Raw genomic sequence first — 6,422 nt, forward strand, 5'->3', positions numbered from 1 at the left:
GCCATTAACACTCTCGGACTACTATGAAGGCTCCGTTACCATATCGAATATTCATAAGCCTACACTTAATAGCTTATTTTTAAGCGTTTCGACTTAGGTAATCCCCGTTTAGCATCATACTAACGATTTGGCTTGTTAGGTTGTCGGATACGACTTCCATCCTTTTATGCTTATTGCATATACGTCTCAGCCTATCTTTGCTTACGCTCCTGAACAGCGGAACATAAGTGCTGAGATATGGCGAATAATAATTACCTTACGCCATAGTCCCGACATTGACCGTTTGGACTATCGTTCAACCAGTATGGGCTTTATCCTCATACCTAACTTTTCATCTCCCCATTCAGTCGCAGCTTGGTAATTAGCTGACTTATGGCTTTACCGACGTGCTATTTTCCCTGATATTTAGTTTCCCTCACAGGTAAATCGGTTGATGATAGGACTGTAAGATACTATCCTAATACCTTGCCAAAGGTATATTTATTATGATGCCTTTACGGGCGCACGTTCAATATCAGAGGGTTTCCAGGGGCAGTCGATATGATGTGCCGCCACCATTCTGGTCTGGATATTGGTTCCTACTCCCAGTTTTTCGGTACTTCCTATAATAATCCGTTTCCTTCCGGCTCTGACATCGGAAAACATACGGTCCCTCTGTTCATCTGTTTTTGCATCATGGATAAAGCAGATTTCTTCCTCTGGAACACCTCTGGTAATCAGTTCCTGTTTTAAATAATCATAGACAGTAAACGCTTTTCCCGGTCCGGGTGTCCCAATATCCGAAAAAACAATCTGGGTTCCTTTCTGTTCCTGGGACTGTACATATTCCTGGTAAATGTTTTCTACTGCTTTATTCAGTTTGGAATCCGAATCTACCGGAGCATAACTGTCCAAAAGCCGGGGATCTGTACCCAAAAGTCTTGCTTCCCCGGTAATCCGGAGCATATTGTCGTCCTTTGGATCTACCACACCTCTATGGATTGCTTCTGCCCTTTCCACCATTTCCTGCATACGTTCTTTGACATAATCAGAGGCTTCCGATACTACAACCTTATATTTTCCGTCCTTTAATTCTGGCCGCTTAATATCTAGCATATCAGGCAGAATAATGTCTGCTACTTCTTTAAACAGGTGTATCAGTTCCGGCAGATTGATAAACTTATTAAACCTGGTCCGCATCCGGTAACCAGTACCTTCCGGTGCCAGTTCCAAAGAGCTGGTAACTTCCCCAAACACAGAAGCCCATGCATCAAAATGGTAAATCCCCTTTTCGTGAAGCCGCCTTTCCTGCAGATATAACTGCATCACATAAAGTTCCACCATAGAATTCGACAGAGGGGTTCCCGTTGCCATAATGACGCCCCTTCCCTGATTTTTTTCGTTGATATACTGTATCTTCATACGCATATCCATAGCCCTCTGGGAACCGCTGGAACCCAGGCCCGCAACATTGTTCATTTTTGTAAAAACTTCCAAATTTTTGAACAGGTGCGCTTCGTCTACAAATAAGGCATCTACGCCTGTTTCTTCAAAGTACATCACATCATCTTTGATTTCTTCATTGTTCAGTTCTTCAATTTTCTCTAGCAGTTTTTTCTTTCTGCTTTCCATCTGCTTTATGGACCAGTTCTTTCCCTCTTCTTCCCTTGCCTGGTTAATGGCTTCTACCAGTTGCTCTGCCTGTTCTTCTATCATGGCTCTTTGCCGGTCAGGGGAAATGGCAATTCTCTGGAACTGAGTATGACCGATAATAATACAGTCATAATCCCCTGTTGCCATTCTGGCAATCATGCGTCTGCGGTTTTCCTTCTGAAAATCTTCTTTTCTGGTAATCAGGATTTTCGCATCTGGATAAGCCCGCAAAAATTCTGCCCCCATCTGGAAGGTCAGGTGGTTGGGAACCGTAAGAAGGGGTTTCGTTGCCAGCCCCAGCCTCCTCATCTCCATACAGATACAGATCATTTCCAGAGATTTACCAGCGCCTACCGTATGAGCAAGTAAGGTATTTCCTCCACACAGCAATGCCCTTGCCACAGCATTTTTCTGATAAGGACGCAGCTTTAACAGAGGGTTCAGTCCCGGCAGTTTTAAATAAGAGCCATCATAGCTTCGTTGTCTGTCGCAGTTAAAGGTTTCATTATAAAAATCCACATATTTTTTTCTGCGCTCCGGCTCCTTAAAAATCCAGTCCCGGAAGGCTTCTTTTATCTGCTCCGCCTTATCCCTGGCAAGCATGGTTTCCTTCCGATTGATCACATAACGTACTTTTTCCCCTTCCTGCACCCGGTCCCTGATAGTCACAATCCGGCTGTTTAACAGTTCCTCTATAATGCTGATCGCATCCATAAATCTTGTGCCATAGGTTTGTCTGGTACGAATGGTTCCTCCAAAAAAGTTTCCCCTGTCAATATGGTAAGACATATCTGCATCTAAGCGCTCAATCTTGAGGGCATGGCCACTATGAGCGCAATAGTTTCTCTGGTTGTTCTCCGGGATTTCCAAAAGCTCATAGATAAACTGTTCGTAATCCTCATTTTCAATCCAGGTTGTTCCCAATTTTACACTGATCTCAGGCGCTGTCAGGTCTTTTGGCTGTACCTTTTCCAGTGCTTCCACATTGTCTACAAACAGGGGATTGTTCTGCGCATAGATCCTGGCAGTACGGAGCTTCTGACGCACATTGCCGCTTAAATACTCATCTGCGGTTTCCCACCCTGCATTTGGATCTTCTTCCTTTGCCAGTACCGGGTTCTGGTAGATTAACCCTTTTAATTCCTGGAACATTTCTTTCCTGTTTCCCGGATAAAGGGAAAGCATATAGGGAATATCCACCCGGTTATATTCTGACAGACTGATATGCAGCGCTTCCTGGGCATTTTCCACTTTGTCTATCACATCTCTGGGGCGTATGGTCCTTTTATAAAAAATGTCGGCTTTGGTTACATTTTTGTCCTCATCAACTACTTCCAGGGAAGAAAGCAGGGGATAATCATTATCCTGCCGGAACGCCATTTTATTTGTCCGGTCACAGAAATATCCATGCGTTTTTACAAAGGCATCATACAAACGGTTTAACTGTTCCTGTGCCTTTTTCAATTCCTGGTCAGAACAATTTTCCTGCTGTATTTGTAAAATTTCACGCACCAGAAGGCGGATTTTATGCATGGCACGTATCCGGCGCTTCACACTTTCCTTTGCCTGGCTCCGGTATAAAGACTCCCCTTCCCGGTAATATACTTCGTCCTGTATCACCGTAAACGTATAATTAGGTATCTCTGGAGAAGCAGCTAAGACGTCCTGCTCTTCCTTCTTTTTTTCTGCTATGCTTTCTTCATAACAGTTTTTCGGAAGCTCTCCAACTGCGTCCAAAATTCCTTTTTCCAGGTCAAAGTCTTCCGCTTCATTGACCAGGGCTGTATATTTGGAATCTTTCCCGAAAAACTGTTCAAACCAGACCATTTTCCCAAGCATCATTTCCGGGTGTTCCAGATAATACTCATTCACCGGCACCATGTCTTCCGTAAGCCCTGTATAAGTCCAGATCGGCTCCCCAATCGAAGGCTCTGCTTTTTTCTGAAAAAACAAAAGGTCACTGGTAACTGCGGTATTGGCGCTCTTTCCAAAAGAATCTGCCGGAAGCCGGACTGCCCCTAAAAGGTCTGCCTGTTCTGCCAGATTTTTTCTCACAGCGCTGTCATTTTTATCCAACGTTCCTTTTGAAGTTACCACTGCCAAAATGCCTCCTGGCCGAAGGAGGTCCATGCTTTTCCGGATAAAATAATCATGGACTTTCAGCTTCATCTTTTTATATCGGGGATCGTACAAGCGGAAATCCCCAAAAGGCACGTTTCCCACAATTACATCAAAGCTGTTATCCTCAAATTCCGTTTTTTCAAATCCTTTGATCTGGATACTGGCTGAAGGGTGGAGCTTTTGTGCAATCCTTCCGCTTATGGCATCAATCTCCACACCATAAAGCTGGGATTTTTGCATATTTTCCGGAAGACCATGAAAAAAGTTTCCAATCCCCATAGCCGGTTCCAGAATTTTTCCCTTCTGGAATCCAAACTGCTCCAAGGCTTTATAAACACCCCGCACGACTTCCGGCGGCGTATAAAAAGAACTGTTGACACTGGCCCTTGCCTGGGCGTATTCTTCTGCGGTCAACAGTTCCTTCAATTCCTGATATTCTTTTTTCCACTCCGGGCGTTTACTGTTAAAAGCATTTGGCAGCCCGCCCCACCCTACATACCCCGCAAGAATTTCCTGTTCTTCTTTTGTGGCGTTTCTCTCTTCCTGCTCCAGTGTTTTTAAGATACGGATTGCCCGGATATTTTTCTGATACCGGCTTTTATCCCCACCGGTAAACTGCAGCCACCCTTCTGGGTAATAATAATCTCCGGCTTCTACCTTATCTTCTGTCTGGACAGAGGTTCTTCCTTCCTGCCAAAGCTCTTCCTTTTTAAGAATTTCACTATATTCTTCCCATAATGCCGGAAACCAGGGGAGCAGACGGTACATATTTTCCTGCTGCTCTAAGGTTTCTGCATCTTCGGTATAGGCAATCTGGTCTTCCTCTACCAGATGTGCAGTAAGCCCGCCAAACTGATCCCAGGAAAGTTCCTGCAGAAAATCCTGGCTTTCCGGCAGGGTGATCTTAATCCCATTTTCCTGAATACAAAGCTCATAATTTCCATGTTCTGTCCGCACCAGATAATAAGGCTGGCCTTCCGGTGCTTCCCGAAGCAAAAGCGTCTTCAAAAAATGGTCTTTTTCTTCCGGTAGCTGATTGGTCGTATAGACCAGACAGAGCATTTTCTTTAAAATATCCGCCTGGATATTCTGTTTATAAAAGGCTATGCCAATCTCTTCTAATGGGATTGGTTCCTTTTCCTCAATCACTTCCTGCGCCTTCTTTGGCTGTAAGGTTTCTTCCTCTATATCTTCCCCGTTTTCTAAGGCTTCCTCCGATACGGATAACAGAGGAAGATAGGTTCCTTTTTCAATCCGTTTTCCAATTTCCAAAGAAACCTCGTCCCAGTACCAGAACGCCTCCTTCATGGAAGTTCCCTCACTCCAAAGGATATACAAACCGCTGGAACCGCTTTCTGCAATCAGGATACCGTCTTTTATATGGGCTTCTCTTTTTACATCTCCATACAATTCATAAAGATAGGCTTCCCGTTCTGTTTCCTCTGGATTGTTCCGGTAAAACTCATAAATTTTATATGGTATCTCCTGCTCTGTCATTTCCAGAAGGATTTTCTCTTTCTGCCAGTTTTCCGGCTGTGCAGGTTCTATCTCCCCAGACAGAAAAGGAACCGCCGAAGCAGTTCCTTTCCCTGTATCCTTTTCTGTTTTTTCCTGTTTTATCCGATCCTGGGGTGAATGATCTCCTCCATAACCTGTTTCTGCGCTTCCATATCCGCCTGTATCCGAAGGTTGGTCATTTCCAACGTGTTGTAAGGGTCTATCCTGTCCTCTCTGGTCCAGGTCTTCAAAAGACTTTCTGCCAGTTTCTCGTGGTATTCCTCCGCTTCTGTCTGGATTTTCATAAGTTTCTCCATCAGTTTCCCGGACAGGAGCATCATTTCGTATTGTGCCTGGTCCGTTCTCTTCATTTCCTGTGCTGCGATCCTGCCGTAACGGTTCAGGGACGCCAGCATCTTCTCCTCGCTCATCACGCCCTCTAAGACTGGTATCTGTATGCCATTCATTTCCCTGTACTGGATTCCTGCGATCCCTTCCATAATACTGCCTCCTTTCAAGGTCTATGTTCTTCATGGTCCTTGCAATCTGTAACACAATCCGCCCAGATAAATGGGATACCAACCGCCCTGTCCGGTACAGAACCTCCTCATTCTCTGAAAAACCGCAGATAAAAGAAAAATCCAGGGTGTCATCTCGGATACCGCAGCGGCTTTCCACCGCATAACAGACACTATTTACAAGAAACTCTGTAATCTGGTTTTCTTTTACCTCCTGTCCCTCTCCGGTAAGGACAGCCAGCTTCTGCAAGGATTTTAAAATTTCATCTTCCTCTTCTATCATAAACCAAACATTTGTTCTTGTAAAGGCGTCTAAAGAATTTTTAAACTTTTTTTCAGTTAAATGAATTTTTAAATTCTACCTTGCAAGAGTAAATTCTATACCTGTAGAAATTACTTCTGCATGGATTTTTCCTTCTTCTTTTTATAAAATACTACTGCAGATGATCCCCTGCCTGTGCAGAAGGAGGATAAAATGAATACAGGAAGACCAAAAGGCAACCAAAAACATCTTGACTTATCTGCACGTATTATAATCGAACAGCATTTAAATAACGGTGATTCATTTAGAAGTATTGCAATAGAATTAAGCAAGGATCCAAGTACCATATCCAAAGAAATCAGACGTCATTCCATTATCAGGGAAAGAAGCGC

Annotated in this window: 3 protein-coding genes; 1 reads left to right on the forward strand and 2 read right to left on the reverse strand. The window is 44.0% G+C overall.

Features of this window, described 5'->3' with window-relative positions:
* Positions 1 to 483: 483 nt before the first annotated feature.
* Positions 484 to 5,250 (reverse strand): N-6 DNA methylase, encoded by a 4,767-nt coding sequence (locus BLP57_RS17320; protein WP_092073559.1) that lies wholly within the window; start codon positions 5,248 to 5,250, stop codon positions 484 to 486.
* A gap of 119 nt (positions 5,251 to 5,369) precedes the next feature.
* Positions 5,370 to 5,750: a TnpV protein gene (locus tag BLP57_RS17325; RefSeq protein ID WP_092073562.1), complete on the reverse strand. Its 381-nt coding sequence runs from the start codon at positions 5,748 to 5,750 to the stop codon at positions 5,370 to 5,372.
* A 493-nt stretch (positions 5,751 to 6,243) separates the two neighbouring features.
* Between BLP57_RS17325 and BLP57_RS18820 the strand changes: the two genes are divergently transcribed.
* Positions 6,244 to 6,422, forward strand: a 179-nt coding sequence (locus BLP57_RS18820; protein ID WP_139148857.1) for a helix-turn-helix domain-containing protein, incomplete at its 3' end; no start/stop codon positions are given.

The sequence above is a fragment of the Blautia sp. SF-50 genome (assembly GCF_900101315.1).
Classification (GTDB): Bacteria; Bacillota; Clostridia; order Lachnospirales; family Lachnospiraceae; genus Blautia_A; species Blautia_A fusiformis.

Coding starts and splice junctions, on each gene's coding strand:
- BLP57_RS17320 (WP_092073559.1), bottom strand. CDS start 5,250: ATGACAGAGCAGGAGATACCATATAAAATTTATGAGTTTTACCGGAAC.
- BLP57_RS17325 (WP_092073562.1), bottom strand. CDS start 5,750: ATGGAAGGGATCGCAGGAATCCAGTACAGGGAAATGAATGGCATACAG.